Source organism: Bacteroides sp. AM54-2NS, from assembly GCF_003602935.1.
GTDB lineage: Bacteria > Bacteroidota > Bacteroidia > Bacteroidales > Bacteroidaceae > Bacteroides > Bacteroides xylanisolvens.
In genome coordinates this window covers 63,601-80,726 of record NZ_QTMZ01000025.1, presented here as the reverse complement: position 1 = coordinate 80,726, position 17,126 = coordinate 63,601, and the positions used below count along the sequence as shown (strand labels likewise).

The following is a 17,126-nucleotide window of genomic DNA, read 5'->3' as shown; positions in this document are numbered from 1 at the left end:
GAAGTTAAGCCTCGTCACGCCGATGGTACTGCGTAACAGTGGGAGAGTAGGTAGCCGCCGTTTTTAGAGAAGCCCCTTGATTCAGCAACGAATCAAGGGGCTTTCTGTTTTGGGTACTTTGCAAAATTTCTGTTTTTTGATTTATCAATGGTACTTTGGTATTTATACCGCCCTTTTTAGCAGATACAAACCTCATAATAGTTTGTTCAATAGAGATGCTTTTTTTAACAAATTAAAATGATGTTCCCTAGAACAAAACACTTTAGAACTTGTTCTTATAGTAGAGACAAATTTTTATGCTTAAATGATGTGAACAATGATACTCGTGTACATTTTATTGCTACATTTGTCGCCGAATCTGTAACGAACGATTTAAACAACTAAAAATACAATGAAACTTTCGCCGAAATTCATATTAGCTTTTGTTCTGCTGATGCTATCTTTTAGCATGGGTGGAAATGCTATGAATTTTTCGGCTTATGCTTCAAACTGTGAAGCTTCTTGTCAACTGTCAGAATCGTCTTCTGATGTTAATCGTAATTCTTCTGTAGATAATCAGTCGGTTAGTTATGATAACTCGCAGTCATTAACTATTTCTGATGTAGAATTAGGATTTAAATTAGTAACTGAATCAAACTCTAATAATTATCGCCTGCGTAGAATCATTGAAATCAATGACTCCTTGAAAGACGTTATGCATAAGTTTCTCGTGTTAAGAGAGAATTCTTTAGTATTAGATCAAAGTAAATCTTTTTATTCGGATAAGGATCCACATTACTCCATTACGTGTAGCGATTACTATGTGTTCGCTCTAAGACATATCCTTATTTAGTTTATTTCCCCCTATTATCCGTTTTTTTTTCGTACTCTGTATGAACTGTGTGACTTTTTCCTTTTAAAAGTTGCAGGGTCTGTAGCGCAGTGTGCCTAATCGAAATTTTTACTTCCTAAATAACTAAAATTAATTTCTTAACAAAAAAACTTATTATGGAAACTACTAAAAAAACTCAAGTTGTAGGTATAAAAAATGCCGGTATCGTAATCATCTGCTGTTTAGTAATAGCTGTATGTATCTTCCAATTCCTATTAGGTAACCCGTCCAACTTTATGAACAATGACCCTAACAATCACCCGTTGAACATGTTGGGTACTATTTACAAAGGTGGTATCATCGTGCCTATTATCCAGACATTGTTGTTAACCGTACTTGCTTTGAGCATCGAACGTTATTTCGCTCTTCGTTCTGCTTTCGGTAAAGGTTCATTGTCTAAATTTGTAGCTAACATCAAAGACGCTTTAGCTGCCGGCGACATGAAGAAAGCACAGGAAATCTGTGACAAACAACGTGGATCTGTTGCTAACGTAGTAACTTCTACTTTGCGTAAGTATGAAGAAATGGAAAAGAACACATCTCTTCCTAAAGAACAGAAGCTGTTGGCTATCCAGAAAGAACTTGAAGAGGCTACTGCTTTGGAAATGCCGATGATGCAACAAAATCTTCCGATTATCGCTACCATCACCACTCTAGGTACATTGATGGGATTGCTCGGTACTGTAATCGGTATGATCCGTTCATTTGCTGCTTTGTCTGCTGGTGGTGGTGCTGACTCTATGGCTTTGTCACAAGGTATCTCTGAAGCTTTGATTAACACTGCTTTCGGTATCTTGACTGGTGCATTGGCTGTTATCTCTTACAACTATTACACTAACAAAATTGATAAATTGACTTACGGACTCGACGAAGTCGGATTCTCTATCGTGCAAACTTTTGCAGCTACTCACTAATTCTGCGAACCCTTATAAAATCTATTATTAATCATGGGTAGAGCGCAAATTAAAAAGAAAAGTACGTTCATAGATATGACCGCTATGAGTGACGTTACTGTATTGCTTCTGACTTTCTTTATGTTGACATCAACATTTGTGAAGAAGGAACCAGTGCAAGTTACCACTCCGGCTTCTGTATCGGAAATCAAGATTCCGGAGACTAATGTACTCCAGATTCTGGTTGATCCGGAAGGAAAAATATTTATGAGCCTCGACAAGCAGCAGGATATGCAGGCTGTCTTGGAGAGCATGGGTGAAGAGTATGGCATTAAGTTTACTCCGGAACAAGAGAAGAGATTTATGTTGTCTTCTACTTTTGGAGTGCCTATCAGAAGTATGCAGAAATATCTTGATCTCCCCGAAGATCAACGGGATAAGATCCTTAAGAATGAAGGTATTCCATGCGATAGTGTTGATAATCAGTTTAAATCGTGGGTACGTAATGCACGTACTGCTAACGCTGATCTACGTATTGCCATCAAGGCAGACGCTACGACTCCATACTCAGTGATAAAGAACGTTATGAACTCACTTCAGGATTTGCGGGAAAATCGGTACAATCTGATTACTTCTCTCAAAGCAGAATCTGAAAATTAAAAAGGAGGAAATACAATGAGTGCTGAAGTACAAGAGAGCGGCGGAAAAAGAGGAAAGAGCAAGCAAAAAAAGATAACTGTCCGGGTGGACTTTACACCGATGGTGGACATGAACATGTTGCTGATTACTTTCTTTATGCTTTGTACCACACTGAGCAAACCTCAGACGATGGAAATAAGCATGCCGAGTAATGACAAAGATATTACTGAAAACCAGAAGAGTATGGTGAAGGCTTCACAGGCAATTACACTATTGCTGGGGCCTGATAATAAACTCTATTATTATGAGGGAGAACCTAATTATAAGGACTATACCTCGTTGAAAGAAACTAGCTACGGTGCAAATGGACTGCGTGCCGTACTTCTTCAGAAAAATGCTGTTGCTGTCAATAAAGTAAGAGAATTGAAACAACAGAAATTGGATCTTAAGATAACGGATGACGAATTTAAGAAGCAGGTTTCCGAGATAAAGAGCGGAAAGGATACCCCGACCGTAATTATTAAAGCTACGGATGACGCTTCTTATATGAATCTGATTGACGCGCTGGACGAAATGCAGATATGTAATATTGGTAAATATGTGATAACAGACATTGCGGAAGCTGATGAATTCTTAATCAAGAATTTTGATGCGAAAGGTGGATTGTCACAGAACTTAGCCGATAATTGATGTAACACCCAAAAAAGAAAAGTAAAATGGCAAAATTAGATTTAGCTTCTTCGGAATGGTGTCAACTGATTTTTGAAGGCAAGAACCAGGCATACGGAGCATATAGAATGCGTGCCAATTCAACAAAACGACACAATGTCGCCATGTTGATTGTGGTAATCATAGCGGCAGTCGGATTTAGCATCCCTACACTGCTTAAGTTGGCAACTCCGGAGCAGAAAGAAGTGATGACAGAGGTGACTACCTTGTCGAAATTGGCAGAACCGGAAATCAAACAGGAAGAGATGAAACGGGTTGAGCCGGTGGCGCCTCCTCCCCCTGCACTGAAGAGTTCTATCAAGTTTACTGCTCCTGTCATCAAGAAAGATGAAGAGGTGCATGAAGATAATGAGATCAAGAGCCAGGAGGATTTGAATGCTACTAAAGTATCCATCTCTATTGCCGACGTAAAAGGTAACGACGAGGCGAATGGTAAAGATATTGCTGACCTTAAGCAGGTGGTGACACAGGCTGCACCGGAACCGGAAAAGGTTTTCGATATGGTAGAACAGATGCCGACTTTCCCCGGTGGTCAACAGGAGTTGATGGCTTACTTGGGTAAGAACATCAAATATCCGACTATTGCACAGGAGAATGGAACACAAGGTCGCGTTATTATACAGTTCGTTGTGGAACGTGATGGTTCTATCACTGATGTGCGTGTGGCTCGTGGTGTAGACCCTTATCTGGATAAGGAAGCTGTGCGTGTGGTAAAAAGCATGCCGAAATGGCTCCCTGGTAAACAGAATGGAAAAGCGGTACGTGTGAAGTTCACCGTTCCGGTAATGTTTAGATTACAATAAAAGATGATGAAGAGACAATTTAGGCTGATAGGACTCGTAGCGTTGGTGGTGTTGAGTGCTTGTAATTCAAAATCGAAAGGACCGACGGATACTTATTCTTCCGGTGTGGTAACTATCGCGGCGGATGAAAGTTTCGAACCTATCATACAAGAAGAGATAGAGGTGTTTGAAAACCTTTACCCTTTGGCTGGGATTGTTCCTCGCTACACAACTGAAGTGGAAGCGATTAATTTACTTCTGAAAGACAGTGTCCGGTTGGCTATTGCAACCCGGACACTGACTAAGGAAGAAATGAATTCATTCCACAGCCGTAAATTTTTCCCTCGCGAGATAAAATTGGCAACGGATGGTCTGGCATTGATCGTGAATCGTGCTAATCCGGATTCTTTGTTGAGTGTACGTGATTTTCGCCGCATCCTCACCGGTGAGGTGAAAAACTGGAAAGAGGTAAATCCGGATTCCCGCTTGAAGGGGATTCAGGTGGTGTTCGATAATAAGAATTCCAGTACCGTACGTTTTGCAATGGACTCAATCTGTGGTGGGAAACCGTTGGCTGAAGGTAACGTCAGTGCCTTGAAAACCAACCAGCAGGTGATAGACTATGTAGTGAAGAATCCTGATGCCATGGGAGTTATTGGAGTAAACTGGCTGGGGAACCGCAGTGATACGACCAATCTTTCTTTTCGTGAAGAGATCAGAGTGATGGCAGTCAGTGCTGAAGATGTGGCAACTCCTGCGAACAGCTATAAGCCTTATCAGGCCTATCTGTTCTATGGTAATTATCCGCTGGCACGATCCATCTATGCATTACTGAACGATCCTCGCAGTGGGCTGCCCTGGGGATTTGCTTCTTTTATGACATCCGACAAGGGGCAGCGGATTATATTAAAATCCGGACTTGTTCCGGCTACACAGCCGGTGCGTATTGTCCACGTGAAAGACGAATAATAACTAAAATTAGAGACTATCATGAAACGAGTACAAATGTTTTTAGCTGGAGCGTTTATAGCAGTAGGGTCGCTCTGTGCGCAATCAACCGATGCCGAATGGCAGGCGGAAGTTGCCAAATTGAAAGAAACTATTCAGACGAATCCGGCACAGGCTGCTGAAGAAGCCGAGCATCTGATTAAAGGAAAGAATAAAAAGAATGTGGAACTTTTGGTAGCTATTGGAAATACGTATCTGGATGCTGACAAACTTCCCGAAGCGCAAGAATATGCAACTCTTGCCAGAAAAGCGAATGGTAAATCGGCTCTTGCTTCTGTATTGGAAGGAAATATTGCCATGAAGCAGAAAAATGCGGGTCTCGCTTCTCAGAAATATGAAGAAGCGATTTATTTCGATCCGAAATGTACGGAAGCTTATCTGAAATATGCAGATGTTTATAAATCAGCCAATGCAAGTCTTGCTATTGAAAAGCTGAACCAATTGAAAGCCCTGGAACCGTCCAACACAGCCGTAGACAAAAAACTAGCCGAGATTTATTATTTAAAAAATGATTTTAGTAAAGCGGCAGAAGCTTATGCGAATTTTGCAATGGGGCCTACTGCTACGGAAGAAGATTTGGTGAAGTATGCGTTTGCTTTATTTTTGAACCATGATTTTGAGAAATCGCTCGAAGTGGCTAATATGGGATTACAAAAGAATGCCCATCATGCTGCGTTCAACCGTCTGGCAATGTATAACTATACTGACCTGAAGCGTTTTGATGAAGCGATAAAGGCAGCGGACATCTTCTTCAATGAATGTGAAAAAGCCGATTATTCTTATTTGGATTATATGTATTATGGGCACTTGCTGGAAAGTCTGAAAAAATATGATGATGCAGTAATACAATATGAGAAAGCGGTAAAGATGGATCCGAAAAAGACGGATTTATATAAAAATATCTCTTCTGCTTACGAACAGAAGAATGATTATAAAAAAGCAATCAGTGCTTACCAGAAATATTATTCATCCCTTGATAAAGAAAAACAGACTCCGGACTTACAGTTTCAGGTTGGTAGACTTTATTACGGTGCTGGTACGCAACCTGATTCATTGACAATCACTGTTGAAGAACGCAAGCAGGCGTTGATGTCCGCCGATTCTGTTTTCCATGCAATTGCAGAAGCAGCACCGGATAGCTACTTGGGTAACTTCTGGAGAGCTCGTGCCAATTCAGCACTGGACCCTGAAACCACTCAAGGACTTGCGAAACCTTTCTATGAGGAAGTGGCTGCTTTATTGGAAAGCAAAAATGATCCTCATTACAATTCAGCTTTGGTTGAATGTTACAGTTATCTTGGATATTACTATTTGTTAGCGATCGAGAATCCGGCATTGAAGGCCGAAGCAAAGGCTAATAAAGATAAATCCATAGAATACTGGAATAAAATTCTGGCTATAGACCCCGCTAATGCTACTGCTAAAAGGGCATTGGACGGCATCAAATAGTGAATAATTTTAGTTGTTTGTCGTGACAGGAGGAGTGGAGAGTGATCTTAGCTCCTCCTTTTTTTGCACTTTTTTCTCCTTTTCTATTGGAATATTCAAAAGATTGCCTACATTTGCGGTGTACTATTACACTAATACACTAAGAAACATTGTTCATTAAACAGAAATGCTATGATTACAGTAGAAAATCTTTCATTTACTTATCGTAAATCGAAGCGTGCGGTATTACATGATTTTTCGCTTTCGTTCGAGTCCGGCAGGGTATATGGACTGTTGGGAAAGAATGGCGCGGGAAAGTCTACTCTTCTCTATCTGATGTCCGGGTTATTGACTCCTAAAAACGGCAAAGTGGTGTTTCACGATACAGATGTGCGCCGACGGTTACCGGTTACTTTGCAGGATATGTTTTTAGTTCCCGAAGAGTTTGAATTACCTTCAGTCTCTCTGGTTAGCTATGTGGAGTTGAACAGTCCTTTTTATCCCCGTTTCAGCAAGGAGGAGATGATTAAATATCTCCATTATTTTGAAATGGATATAGATATTGATCTCGGATCACTTTCTATGGGACAGAAAAAGAAAGTATTCATGAGCTTTGCGCTTGCTACAAACACTTCTCTTTTGTTGATGGACGAGCCGACCAACGGGCTGGATATTCCCGGTAAAAGTCAGTTCCGTAAGTTTATAGCATCGGGCATGTCGGATGATAAGACGATTGTAATTTCTACGCATCAGGTTCGTGACATTGATAAGGTGCTCGATCATGTATTGATTATGGATGACAGCCGTGTGTTGCTGGATGAATCTACAAGTAATATTTGCGACAAACTTTTCTTTGTGGAGAGTGACAATCGGGAACTGGCGAAAAATGCTCTTTTCGCAATCCCTACTATTCAGGGGAATTACCTGATACTTCCTAACGAAGAACAGGAAGAATCGGAATTAAATCTGGAACTTCTTTTTAATGCTACGTTGGCTGCTCCTGAAGAGATAGCCCGATTGTTTCACACTCAAAAATAAAAGACGATGATAAAAGATACTTTTTTCAGTTTGCCTCGTTTTATGAATCTTTGCCGTAAGGAGATGGTAGAGAGTTGGAGATCGAATGTGCTTCGTATGGTGTTGATGTATGGAGTGATGGCGGTGGTATTGGTTTGGAACGGATATACTCAATATAATTATCACGATTCGGTTTATTTTATTCGTCATGCAAATACCGATCCTGCATGGGGATTTATATTGATGGCTTTTTTGTGGTTTCTATTTGTTTTCGGGTGCTTAAGTGCATCGCTGGTGATGGAGAAGATGAAGAATAAGACTAGTCGGCTATCCACATTAATGACACCGTCCACTCCTTTCGAGAAGTTTTTTTCCCGTTGGCTGATATCAACTATCGTATTTTTAGTTGTTTTTTTGATTGCTTTTAAATTGGCTGATTATACAAGAGTAATGGTTTATTCGCTTATCTATCCGGAGGTAAAAGAGGTGATACTCCCTGTCAATCTGGGAGATTTAGTCGGTAGCGGGAAACGGTGGTTTTTATTCAATGAAACGTATCAGTTGATATTAGTCCTTTCTATATATTGCTTTGTGCAGTCATTGTTCGTATTAGGTAGTTCTGTTTGGCCGAAGAACTCTTTTCTTAAAACTTTTGTTTCGGTTACAATCATTGTTCTGATTTATGTATTGATGGGAATGTTGACGGGTAATATGCTATTTCATGGAAACAACAATAAAGATTACGGCTATATTTTTTCTTCTTTCACGGAGCAACAAGTTTTCACCTTAGGAACCATAGCCTTTATGTTTTTTGCATTGGTTAATTGGGTACTTGCCTTTTTTCGTTTTAAGGAGTCCGAGATTATTCAACGTATGTAATACTCTAGCCTATGAATTTTAAAGAAAGTAAAGCCATTTATCTGCAGATCGCTGATAGGATCTGTGATGAGATACTTCTGGGGCAATTTGGGGAAGAGGAACGCATCCCTTCTGTCAGAGAATATGCCGCTATTGTGGAAGTAAATGCCAATACAGTGATGCGCTCATTTGATTATCTTCAGTCACAGAATATTATTTATAATAAACGCGGCATTGGTTATTTTGTCTCTACCGGTGCAAGGGAACTGATTCATTCTTTGCGGAAGAATACTTTTTTGAAAGAAGAACTGGATTACTTCTTCAAGCAGATTAAGACACTGGATATTCCTATCAAAGAGATAACCGATATGTACCGGGAATTTTGTAAAAAAGAAAAGTAAAACAAATATTATGAAACGTACAACTTATATATTAATTGGGCTTTTTGTAGCCGGACTTTGTGTGCTGGTAGGCGGAATGTTTGTGATGTATTGTCTGGGGAGGCCGCACTTTTCCAATCAAATAAATCTGCAAGGAGAGCAGCTAACCAAAGAAATCCCGGCTTGCCGGGTAATATGGCTTGCTCAAACGGAGATGCATACAGAAGAATGTAGTGTCTGGCTGGCAAATTCTTTTTTGCGAGTGCTGCCTTCAAAAGGAGAGAAAAATGAATTTTCCTGTTCGCAGAAAGTAAATGACTATCTGAAAATGACTGTCATGGGGGATACGTTGAAAATTCTTTTGGACTATCCGCTGGATAAACTCCTGCAAGAGTTAAAGGAAGCCAGATATGTAGCGATGATAACGGGAGACATGCAACTGAATCTGACGCAAGAAGTGGAATGTGTTGTAAATGATATTTATATGCAAAAGATTGTTCTTAAAAATTTGACAAAGGATTCTCTTTCCATTAATACTTCTAATTCTATGCAAGTGGATTCGTGCGATTTTAGAGCTTTGCATGTTGCCAGGAGTGGCAGGAATGTGGAATTTCAGAGTGGTAAGATCAATAATCTGCATTTGAATCTGAATATGATGGATAATTGGTCTGTAAATGTGCAAGAATGTCGGATTGATACGGAATACTTGACAGGTCACAATGGGAATGTGAAACTTCAAAAAGGAGAGTGCAAACGTATGTTTTGGATTCCTGAAAAGGATGATGCCAAATTACAGGTAACTTTGACCGAAAAAGCCTGTGTGACGATGATAGAATAAACTGGCATATAGATTAAAAAAGGAGTAAAGATGTATTTATCATATTTTACTCCTTTTTTATATGGTTATTACAATGCTTTTGTCAGAGTGAAGCAATCGATATCCGGTGCCCAGTTGTAACTATTACCCATGCGAATGGTGTTATATCCTGCTTTTAGTTCAACGGGAACTGTGATTTTGTTATGGTTATTATCCTCTCTCAGAGAATCTATTTTGGTAATAATGCCGTTGACATCCAGTTCTATCTGGCGTCCTTTACCGTATGAGTAATGGATAGTCATGTTGTAGCGTCCGCCATCTCCGCTATACACTTCCTTCCATTCGGCATAATTTTCCGGTTGTCCACCCAGGAAACCTACTTTCATTTTGCCGGAAGCTTCTTTGTCATTGGCATAAAGAATACCTTTAGGATTTTTACCTAGGTCATTGAAAAGAGGCAAGTAAGCCCATTCTGCTTCGTACAGAGTCGGTTCCAGACGGGTTTCGCCTTCCATACGGAGGAACATGGCACTGTGTGCCGGAAGCGTTTGTTCGAATGTGCCGGAGAAGCTGCCTAAATCGTTATGTTTTACGAGATCACGTACTTTTACGTTTCCTCCAAATTCCAATGAAGAGAACGGGACGGAGAAACTGCATACGGTATCGGAAGGATTGTAGAGAGCCACAGCACGTACGTTTCCACGTTTCTGCTCAATATCTTTCACAAGTACATAACCTTCATTTTCATGTTGCGCTACGTATGCTTGCAAACCCAGCGGGTCTTGGTTGAGGGCAATCAATTCTTTGTTTTTCAGCAGCTCGAGAGAAGATTCCGGTATGTTTTCCAGGTTACATCCAATAAGCAAAGGAGAGCTCATGATACACCATAAACCGAAATGAGCTTCTTCTTCTGTCGGGGTAAGACCTTGTCCGCCCACTTTGCTGTCGTTACGGAATCCGATAACCATCATGTCCATGTCATTGTAATGTCCGTTGCCGGCATAGGCAGACAGGTAAAGATTCTTGCCGACTACATATCTTAATGAGCCCCAGTGTGCGTTAATATCACCGCTGATACGCCAGGAGGTTGCTGCGTCTTTGGCCCAAGTACCCGGGAAGGCCCATCGGCAGATATTGATGGAAGCATCTTTGTTCACTTTGTCTATACTGTTCCGGATTGAAGTGTAGCGTTCCTTTTCATTAAGTCCCAGCGCATCTCCTCCGCAATAGTCAATTTTGATAAAGTCGAAACCCCAGTCGCCAAAGTATAATTGGGCGTCTTGTGGTTCATGCCCGTAGATACCTGCTCCTATACCTGCAGTGTCATTGTCCCACATGGAACCACACGTACTATTACCCGCATCGGTATAAAGGCCGGCTTTCATTCCCAGGCTGTGAATATGATCCGCCACCGGTTTCATGCCGTTCGGGAAGCGTTTTTCATTTGCAAGCATTATTCCGTTGTCGTCACGTTTTCCGAAATAGCCATCATCAACATTGACATAATGATATCCGACATCTTTCAGACCTTTTTCCACCATTAGGTCAGCCTGGTGTTTGATAATGTCTTCACTGATGTCTACACGAAACGCATTCCATGAACTCCATCCCATGATAGGAGGATTGACTGCCTTTTCATTTTCCGAAAGAGTGGTTTGAGTCTTTGTACAACTGATGCACATAAAAGAAGCTACTGCTACTGTAAAGAGATAAATCCTGTTTTTCATGATATAATAGGTTGGTATTTTCTTGCATTGCCGTCCCGATTTCGTCCCGGTGACTAAATAAAATTAAAGGGTAACTTACTGTAATCCAGAAAGCTACCCTTTATTTTGTCGGAATGAGGCGACTCGAACGCCCGACCCCTACGTCCCGAACGTAGTGCGCTACCAACTGCGCTACATTCCGATTGCTTAAGAAGTGGTGCCACCAGGAATCGAACCGGGGACACAAGGATTTTCAGTCCTTTGCTCTACCAACTGAGCTATGGCACCTTTCTCGTTTGCGGGTGCAAAGATAAGTATATTTTTTAATACCGCAATAACTTCGCGGGAAAATTTCGCCAAATTCTGACCGATGAAAATATTAATGTATTTGTGTTAGAATAAATATGTAGATAACTCATTATTTATGCAGCATATTTTATAAATTTACGCACTGAAACTATCAAAACATTATAAACACTCTAATCCTATGTCATCACTGGCAATTATCATTATAATAGTTCTATCAGCTACCCTCATTTATGTGTGGGCAAAGTGCCAGTCACTTCAAAAAGAGGTACATTCGAAAGAAAATAAAGAGAATGAACTTAAGAAGTTGGCTTTGGTTTTGCAGAACATCAATGCCTACTTCTTATTGATTGACAAGGATTTTGTAGTCTGTGACACCAATTATTATTCTTTGAACCGTCTGCCTGTTCAGGTAGGTGGAGTTACAAAAAGAGTGGGGGATTTGTTGCATTGTAGAAACGCGATAGCAGCCGGTGAATGTGGTCAGCACGAACAGTGTAAACTATGTTGTATTCGTGCGTCTATCGGTAAGGCTTTTTATAAGAAAGCAAGTTTTAAGAATCTGGAAGCTTCGATGAAGTTGTTGAGTGAGGATGAAATGACAGTGACTCCTTGCGATGTATCAGTATCGGGTACTTATTTGAATATTCATGGCCAAGATTATATGGTGTTGACTGTTTATGATGTGACAGAACTGAAAAATGTGCAAAGGTTACTGACCATTGAAAAAGAACATTCCATCTCTGCCGAGAAATTGAAATCTGCCTTCATTGCTAATATGAGTCACGAAGTTCGTACACCGCTCAATGCTATTGTCGGATTTTCCGGTTTGATGGTGTCGGCTTCCGGCGAAGAGGAAAGAAAAATGTATGCTGATATTCTCGCAGAGAATAATGAACGATTGTTGCGCCTGGTGAATGATATTTTCGATCTTTCTCAAATAGAGTCGGGGACGATAGATTTCGTTTATACGGAGTTTGATGTCAATGATTTGTTGAGAGAGTTGGACGGAATATTTAAGACGAAATTGAATAACTCGTCGGTAAAATTGATTTGTGAGGCGCATGTACAACCTATTATAATGTATTCGGAACGGGAACGTATCATTCAGGTATTGTCTAACCTCTTACATAATGCGATGAAATTTACTGCGTCGGGTGAAATCCGTTTCGGGTGCCGCTTGGAAGGAATGGAAGAAGTTTACTTTTTTGTGTCCGACACAGGCATTGGTATACCGGAAGAAGACCAGAAAAAGATATTCTCACGTTTCATAAAACTCGACCGTGAAATGCAAGGGACGGGACTTGGGCTGACTCTTTCGCAAACGATTATCCAAAATCTGGGTGGAAACCTCGAACTCGATTCGAAGGTCAACCGGGGATCTACTTTCAGCTTTGTGTTGCCGAGGGTGATTAAGCCGGAATTGATTAAGCCACAGCCATAAAGTAAATCGCCCTTACTACAGTTGTAAAGTGTATCTCAAAAGTGTTAAATCTGACTTTTGGAGATGCTTCACTTGACTGTAGTGAGGGTGATTTTATAAATTCAAGGCTTTTCGAATTGTCTTGAACTTCTTGATGAACAGGATGAATGTTTAGTCTTTACGACTTAGGTGCATCCTTATCTTTGTCTCCGGTTCCCGGAGATGCTTTGCTGGCAGAGGAACTTCCGAAGGAGCTGAACCGGAGGATGCTGTGCCTGAAGTTGCTGCATTAGAAGCGGTTGCCCCGGGGTTAGTTGTGCTTGTCCCAGTTGTTCCTCCTGTGTGTGCAGAAGTTGCATTAGCAGGACGCGGAGCATTAACGCTGCTTGCACTAACATTTGCCGTGGCAGGTTGAGCCTGAACTTCCCAATGGAACGGTTCGAAATTGGAATTAGGATCTACCCAAGACGGTTTCTTGGAAGCGTAGATAATAAACGGAGCAACGACAACGATAATTGCACCGATAATTAGTACGGAGAACCAAACGGTGTTGCTACCGGTAGAAATCTGGCTGGGCGGGATGAAGCTAAGAATAAAGGCAAGTAATGATCCGCAGAAGCCAAGACCGCCAACAAACCACATCAGGCCGTTGCCGGATTTACCGATACGGAACGGACGGTTGAGTTTCTTCATCTTATAACGCAATGCGATAGCTCCGGAGAACATCAACAGGTACATAATCAGATAAAGAATAACTGTCAGCTGTGACAGAATTTGATAGAAACTCTGTACGGAAGGCATAACAACAAACAACAAACTTAATACGGTTACAGCGATACCCTGTACGAACAAGATATTCTTTTGTACACCCAGCTTGTTTGTTTTCTGGAAGAACGGAGGCATATAACCGGCTTTACCTACGGCAAATATACCTTTGGACGGACCGGCAACCCATGTCAATACACCAGCCAATACACCGAAAGCAAGAGCGACCGCAATGATTGGTGACAACCAGGAAGCATGAATATATTTGAAATAGTTGTCGAAACCGACGAGCAGGCTTTGAGTCAGGTTGATGTCTTTAGCAGGGATAATCACACCTAATGCGAAAGTACCCAAAACGAAGATCAACACTGTGATAAGCGCACCGATAAATACGGCTTTCGGATAGTTTTTAGAAGGGTTATCTACGTCTTTTACGTGGATACCGCCCATTTCCATACCGGCATAAAACAAGAAGATACTGGCAGCAAGAACGACATTATCGAAGTTGGTAAAGTCGGGGAAGAAGCTACTGTTGAAATCCATATTGGAATGTCCGCCCGTTGCCAGGTAAATGATTCCTAAGATAATCAACAATCCGGCCGGGATAATGGTACCGACCATACCACCGATTTTGGCTACTTTACCTACCCAGCTCATACCTTTCAGGGAGATGAAAGTGGCCAGCCAATAGATGATAAGTACGACGACGAGCGTATAATACTTATTGTTTGCCAATGACATGTCATGTACGTCATTCATTCCGATGAAAGCAATAGATACGGCACCAAACGTTAATACCGTCGGATACCAGATCGTACTTTCGATCCATTGCACCCAGATGGCGAGGAATCCCAGTTTCTTGCCATAGGCCTCGCCTACCCACCGGAACACACCACCCTGCTTATCCTGAAACATCGCTGCCAACTCGGCTGCAACGAGCGATGTAGGGATTAGAAAGACAATAGCTGCAAAAAGATAATAGAAGGCCGAACTCATTCCGTATACGGCCTCGGCTGGTAGTCCACGCAAGGATACTACTGCCGTAACATTCATGATAGCAAGGGTAAACACACCCAGCTTCACTGCATTTTTAATATTTGCCATAAGTTAAGGTTTTAAGTGAAAAATATTTTAAAGTCAGTGTTATAACAACATTTTGCGCGAGATGTTTCCGCAATCTCTTTCAAAGTTCGTTAATTAACATCGCCGGAACGGGATATTGTAACCCCCGATTTACCTGTTTCGAAACAATTACTTTTCTCGATTGTTTCTAAACAATCTAAATTATATGTGAACCATTTTATTATAAACTAAGTAGTTATGAAATCAGCGCTTTCAGATTTTATTTTCGGAAAAAAGGGGATTTATGGTATTCTTCACATTATTATATTAATAATGTCTCTTTTTCTGGTTATCAGTATCTCGGTGGATACTTTTAAGGGAATTCCGTTCTATACACAGTCTTCTTACATGAAGGTACAGCTATGTATCTGCCTTTGGTTTCTTTTCGATTTTGTGTTGGAGTTCTTTTTGGCAAAACATAAAGGACGCTATCTGCGGACACACTTTATCTTTTTATTGGTGGCTATCCCTTATCAGAATATCATCGCATATTATGGATGGACGTTTTCGGATGAGATTACCTACCTGCTTCGTTTCATTCCTTTATTAAGAGGAGGATATGCGCTTGCTATTGTGGTCGGCTGGCTGACTTACAACCGGGCTTCGAGCCTGTTTGTCTCTTATCTGACGATGTTGCTGGCAACAGTTTATTTCTCCAGTCTGGCATTTTTTGTGCTCGAGCATCGGGTAAATCCATTGGTGAATGATTATGGAGATGCCTTGTGGTGGGCTTTTATGGATGTTACTACCGTGGGGTCGAATATTATAGCGCAGACCGTGACCGGGCGCGTGCTTTCCGTTTTGCTGGCCGCCTTGGGTATGATGATGTTTCCTATCTTTACGGTTTATATTACAAATCTGATTCAACAATCCAACAAGCGTAGAAAGCAATATTACGAAGAGGAGGAACAACAGAAAAAGGCTTCCGCCCAAAAGGAATCGGCAGAAAAAGCTGTCGTACAGAAGGTTAATACATAATATGCTTGTGTGGCGGATAAAAACAGATAGAATGAGAGTAATTGTAATGTGTTGAAAATCAGCTTAGAAATGCTTTTCTTAATAGTATTATTACTTTTCTTTATAAGCATGGAAGGAAAAGGGGAGGAAAAGTGGAATAACTTTCTATCTTTGTAGAAAAGAGACAGAGGCAAACAGTTGTTAGTTGTTGTCTATAAATGAATAAGTTCCACCTTATCCGGGTGAATAATAGTGACACTGATATGCTCATTTTAATTACTGGAGTTGCATAGGGGTAAATTTAATTTGTTGTATTTGATAATTAATACCGTTTGTATTGAAAATACTGGTGGGAGATCAAGCGGGAAATCAATGGGATAAGGAGGAATAGAAAAAGGTTACTATCGGGAGATAGTAACCTTTACCTACTTATAAAAGAGATCGAGAGAGAGTTTTAGTCAACAACGGTGATATGGTTGTTGCTAAACACATTTAATTCCAGCTTGTTCATGATGCATTGAATAGCTAACTGCGCTTTCACGGAGTTGCCCGATCCATCCAAAGGAGGAGCAAAGGCAGCAATACCGAACTGTCCGGGCAGTACACCCATCACACCACCGCCTACACCTGTTTTGGCAGGAATACCGGAAGTGTACATCCAGTCGCCGGTATGTTCATAGAAACCTACTGCGGCAATCATGGCAGTGATTTTAGGAGCCAGCGTGGCATCAAAAACTTCTTTCTTAGTCACCGGATTTACACCACCGTTGGCGATTGTGCCGGCTGCAATGGAAAGCTGCAATGCAGTCACTCCCAATGAGCACTGACGGGTGTAGAGTCTAATGACATATCCGGATCATCATAAATCCGATTATAATTTTTCAGCAACCATGCGATAGAACGGTTGTTGAAGTTGGTATCCGATTCGGACTTGTACAATTCATCAATCAACTGTGGGGCGCTGCCGCATAAATCGGTCACGTTTCCTACGATGGCATCCCATTTCTTGGCAGAGTCGCCAATGGGCTGCACCATGCTGCAGGCGGAGATGGCTCCGGCGTTTACCAGCGGAGTAGACGGATGGTCGTTCTCCAGCAAGATGGCGATAATTGAATTGAAAGGTAAGCCTGTTGCATCGGCTCCAATCTTGTCCAGGATTTCTTTGGCACCATATTGGCGCAGTGCCAGAATAGCCGTATGTACTTTGGATACGGATTCTATACCGAAGCGGTAGTCAGTATCTCCCACATGGATGGTCTGCCCGTTGAGCAGGCAGACACTGATTCCAAAGAGATCTTTGTTGACATTTGCCAGGTAGGGGATATAGTCGGCGTTCTTGCCGCCGGTGTTAGTCTTTACCTGATCGTATGCCTCCTGTACCACTTCTTTCAATTGAGCGAGTGTTACTTTTTTATCCATAGATCT

General features: G+C 41.3%; 14 protein-coding genes, 2 tRNA genes and 2 pseudogenes. 13 read left to right on the top strand and 5 right to left on the bottom strand.

The features are described from left to right. Window positions 1–391 precede the first annotated feature (391 nt). The 11 genes from DXA05_RS16065 (at window position 392) to DXA05_RS16015 (ending at window position 9,443) form a co-directional block, all read left to right on the top strand. Entirely contained in the window at window positions 392–832 is a 441-nt protein-coding gene (locus DXA05_RS16065) for a hypothetical protein (protein ID WP_008026543.1), read from the top strand. Between the two features lie 155 nt (window positions 833–987). After that, a complete protein-coding gene (locus tag DXA05_RS16060; protein ID WP_004306909.1) occupies window positions 988–1,785 on the top strand; it encodes a MotA/TolQ/ExbB proton channel family protein in 798 nt (265 codons plus the stop codon). A gap of 33 nt (window positions 1,786–1,818) precedes the next feature. Then, window positions 1,819–2,424, top strand: coding sequence for a biopolymer transporter ExbD (locus DXA05_RS16055; RefSeq protein WP_004316570.1), 606 nt, complete (start codon window positions 1,819–1,821; stop codon window positions 2,422–2,424). Between the two features lie 15 nt (window positions 2,425–2,439). Next, the gene (locus DXA05_RS16050) at window positions 2,440–3,093 is read left to right on the top strand and encodes a biopolymer transporter ExbD (protein WP_004316569.1); all 654 of its coding nucleotides are present in this window, start codon (window positions 2,440–2,442) and stop codon (window positions 3,091–3,093) included. A 26-nt stretch (window positions 3,094–3,119) separates the two neighbouring features. Beyond that, the gene (locus tag DXA05_RS16045; protein ID WP_008026540.1) at window positions 3,120–3,935 is read left to right on the top strand and encodes an energy transducer TonB; all 816 of its coding nucleotides are present in this window, start codon (window positions 3,120–3,122) and stop codon (window positions 3,933–3,935) included. 3 nt (window positions 3,936–3,938) lie between these two features. Continuing rightward, window positions 3,939–4,883, top strand: coding sequence for a substrate-binding domain-containing protein (locus DXA05_RS16040; RefSeq protein ID WP_055236630.1), 945 nt, complete (start codon window positions 3,939–3,941; stop codon window positions 4,881–4,883). Between the two features lie 21 nt (window positions 4,884–4,904). Beyond that, window positions 4,905–6,371 (top strand): tetratricopeptide repeat protein, encoded by a 1,467-nt coding sequence (locus DXA05_RS16035; protein WP_055236633.1) that lies wholly within the window; start codon window positions 4,905–4,907, stop codon window positions 6,369–6,371. Between the two features lie 171 nt (window positions 6,372–6,542). Next, window positions 6,543–7,388 (top strand): ATP-binding cassette domain-containing protein, encoded by an 846-nt coding sequence (locus tag DXA05_RS16030; RefSeq protein ID WP_004316565.1) that lies wholly within the window; start codon window positions 6,543–6,545, stop codon window positions 7,386–7,388. Between the two features lie 6 nt (window positions 7,389–7,394). Next, on the top strand, window positions 7,395–8,246 hold the full coding sequence (locus DXA05_RS16025; RefSeq protein ID WP_128859377.1) for a hypothetical protein: 852 nt from the start codon (window positions 7,395–7,397) through the stop codon (window positions 8,244–8,246). An 11-nt stretch (window positions 8,247–8,257) separates the two neighbouring features. Beyond that, on the top strand, window positions 8,258–8,626 hold the full coding sequence (locus DXA05_RS16020; protein ID WP_008026532.1) for a GntR family transcriptional regulator: 369 nt from the start codon (window positions 8,258–8,260) through the stop codon (window positions 8,624–8,626). 10 nt (window positions 8,627–8,636) lie between these two features. After that, on the top strand, window positions 8,637–9,443 hold the full coding sequence (locus tag DXA05_RS16015) for a hypothetical protein (RefSeq protein WP_008026530.1): 807 nt from the start codon (window positions 8,637–8,639) through the stop codon (window positions 9,441–9,443). A gap of 68 nt (window positions 9,444–9,511) precedes the next feature. Here DXA05_RS16015 and DXA05_RS16010 read toward each other — a convergent pair whose 3' ends face one another. From DXA05_RS16010 to DXA05_RS16000, 3 genes are all read right to left on the bottom strand, one after another. Then, complete coding sequence (locus DXA05_RS16010; protein ID WP_118196765.1) at window positions 9,512–11,149, bottom strand: alpha-galactosidase; 1,638 nt, start codon at window positions 11,147–11,149, stop codon at window positions 9,512–9,514. A gap of 108 nt (window positions 11,150–11,257) precedes the next feature. Then, window positions 11,258–11,330: transfer RNA gene (locus tag DXA05_RS16005), tRNA-Pro, on the bottom strand. Between the two features lie 13 nt (window positions 11,331–11,343). Beyond that, window positions 11,344–11,416: transfer RNA gene (locus DXA05_RS16000), tRNA-Phe, on the bottom strand. Between the two features lie 199 nt (window positions 11,417–11,615). Here DXA05_RS16000 and DXA05_RS15995 point away from each other — a divergent pair. Then, the gene (locus DXA05_RS15995; RefSeq protein ID WP_074708281.1) at window positions 11,616–12,878 is read left to right on the top strand and encodes a HAMP domain-containing sensor histidine kinase; all 1,263 of its coding nucleotides are present in this window, start codon (window positions 11,616–11,618) and stop codon (window positions 12,876–12,878) included. 157 nt (window positions 12,879–13,035) lie between these two features. Here DXA05_RS15995 and gadC read toward each other — a convergent pair. Continuing rightward, window positions 13,036–14,726, bottom strand: a pseudogene (gene gadC / locus DXA05_RS15990) (putative glutamine/gamma-aminobutyrate antiporter GadC). A gap of 216 nt (window positions 14,727–14,942) precedes the next feature. Between gadC and DXA05_RS15985 the strand changes: the two are divergent. Next, window positions 14,943–15,722: a potassium channel family protein gene (locus tag DXA05_RS15985; protein ID WP_117685057.1), complete on the top strand. Its 780-nt coding sequence runs from the start codon at window positions 14,943–14,945 to the stop codon at window positions 15,720–15,722. Between the two features lie 433 nt (window positions 15,723–16,155). Here DXA05_RS15985 and glsA read toward each other — a convergent pair. Continuing rightward, window positions 16,156–17,120, bottom strand: a pseudogene (gene glsA, locus DXA05_RS15980) (glutaminase A). Between the last annotated feature and the right edge of the window lie 6 nt (window positions 17,121–17,126).